The sequence below is a fragment of the Vibrio sp. genome (assembly GCF_050299255.1).
Lineage (GTDB): Bacteria > Pseudomonadota > Gammaproteobacteria > Enterobacterales > Vibrionaceae > Vibrio.
Window position 1 is genome coordinate 1 of record NZ_JBNKVP010000165.1, and the last position, 2,320, is coordinate 2,320.

Below are 2,320 nucleotides of genomic sequence, written 5' to 3' on the forward strand. Positions count from 1 at the left end.
AAATGAAAAAGCATATTGAAAAAGATACGCCTACACAACAGCTTACTTGAGCTTGGCGTAGCCTTTTCAAATCAACTATAGCACACTTGTTCCTGTTTTTGGGGGACAAATGTCCGGACATTTGTCCGACCATTTGGTCGGCTTTGTATGCCCGCCACATTCCTGCATACATTTGAATTGGGAGCAAATCATCCTTGGCTGGCCTCTACCTTATTTAACCATCTGGGTTATGGCAGCATGTCCAGTTTGAGTTACTATATCAATATCCACAATCTACGTGAAGAAATCTAAGGGCAAGAACCTCTCTATTTTGCGCTGTTGCCCCTCGTTGCAGCGATGTTAAACCAATACGGTTGAGTTAAGGACAAAATGCGCGGTCGCTGGCATAGTAAAAGGCAATCGTAAACGGCCTGACAATGAGGTGTGTGAATGCGCCAGCTTGTTGAAGCAACCGCTCGATATCGAGAATTACTTGAGGTGACCGATATACCGCTCATTACCCAATATATTCCACTTGCTACAGTCAAAGAAGTTGTTCAAGAATGTGCTGTTGAAGAAAAACGCTTACGCCGTTTACCGATGTGGCTGATGGTGATAGTGTGTATTGTTCGCGGGATTTTTGCGAAAGAAAGTCTATCGAGTGCATTCGCGCGCCTATGTTGGATTCCCTGCTTGAAAACGAAATATGACTTGTCCAAACTCCCCGATAAAAGCGCCTTGTGTCTGGCTCGTTATCGCTTGGGAGTGCAACCGTTGGTGCTGCTGTTTAAGCGCATCTGTCGTCCAATTGCCACCCCAAGTACACCAGGGGCGTATGTGTTTGGTCAGCGCTTGGTGGCGATTGATACGACTTTCGAGGTCGTTGCGGATAGTGATCATAACGCCGCCTACTTCGGACGGCATCGAACAAAAACCGAGCGACGCGATCCTGCCTTTCCCCAATGCCAAGCGATTTACCTGAGTGAATGTAGTACCCATGTCGTCTTTGATGCAGCGATAATGCCGTTGCGTTCTAATCATCATACCTACAGCAAACGGCTGCTTCGCTCAATTGAAGCGGATATGCTCGTGCTGCTCGATAGTGGCTTGCTCGAGTTCGAAACCCTGCACAAAATTGTTCAAAAGGGTGCTCAATTCATCATTCCTGCAAAATCGCATATGAAGCTGACCCCCATCCAGTATTTCCAGGATGGGAGCTATTTAGCTGAACTACGCTATTGGAAAAATGGCTATTGTCGTGCCCAACCTCGTCTGCTCGTTCGGGTCATCCCTTACACCCTTGATGATCCGGTTCGGAATCCAGCGGGCAAAACCTATCGCATGATTACCAGCTTACTTGAACCGAGTTTATGTCCGGCGAAGAAAGTGATTGATACCTATCATCAACGCTGGGAAGTTGAGTTGACCATTGATGAAATGGATACCCACCAGCGTTTAACTTGGACACCGTTTCGTTCGCAAAAACCTGTCGGTGTCATTCAAGAATTCTATGCCTTACTCCTGGCCTATTTCATCATCTGCTGTTTACGCTGTGAGAGTGCTGAACAGCATAACCTGTCTCCGCAACGGTTAAGCTTTATCAATGGTTTGCGTCTCATTGAACATATTTTCCCCATCACTCAGCTTTTCAATGGCATGGAGAAACTCCAGCAACTCATTTATCAATGGCATCTCTACTTTCGATTACCTCCACGCGATAACCGCATCAATCCGCGGGTCATTAAACGCAAGATGATTAAGTTCAGGCGTAAAAAGCCCACAGATGTATCCGAGCGTGTGCCTGACTTTATGGACATTTTGCGGATACTTCAGTGGGCCTAACTCAACCGTATTGGGATGGTACGGGCTGACCTGGTCGGCCAGCGCGGACGGCAGCTCCAGCGTGGGTTCGGTTACGGGGTCAACTGCACAACTGCATGGCCCTATCTGGGTGTGCAGTTACCGTGCAAGTGACCGTGCAGTTGGTTTTAGCCATACGCACAAACGCATAAAAACAGGTGTGTCCATACCATGCCGTGCATTTGCGTGTGCGTTTAGGGGGTCAGTTGCACAGTTGCACGGCCCTATCTGCCCGTGCAGCCACTTCTTTTTGGGTTTGAAACACTTACTCTATCTTCCTGTTTTTGCTACCAATGTGCAAAGTCGAACTAAGGTCGCCAGTCGGGTTCAAAATAACTAATGCCGTCATTTCCAATCAACGAAAAGGTATGTTTGCTATCGGTTGAAGTCAAAGCAATCACCCAGGTACCATCAGGATGCAGCGCATCGTAGACGAGATAGCGTTCATCTGGTGCCCACGACACACGGTTGCCATGCAGAG

At 47.8% G+C, this 2,320-nt stretch carries 1 protein-coding gene; it reads left to right on the top strand.

The features are described 5' to 3' along the window. Window positions 1-429 precede the first annotated feature (429 nt). Window positions 430-1,821: an IS4 family transposase gene (locus tag ACQY6F_RS18780; protein WP_428776625.1), complete on the top strand. Its 1,392-nt coding sequence runs from the start codon at window positions 430-432 to the stop codon at window positions 1,819-1,821. The last annotated feature ends 499 nt before the right edge of the window (window positions 1,822-2,320 follow it).

Coding starts and splice junctions, on each gene's coding strand:
- ACQY6F_RS18780 (WP_428776625.1), top strand. CDS start 430: ATGCGCCAGCTTGTTGAAGCAACCGCTCGATATCGAGAATTACTTGAG.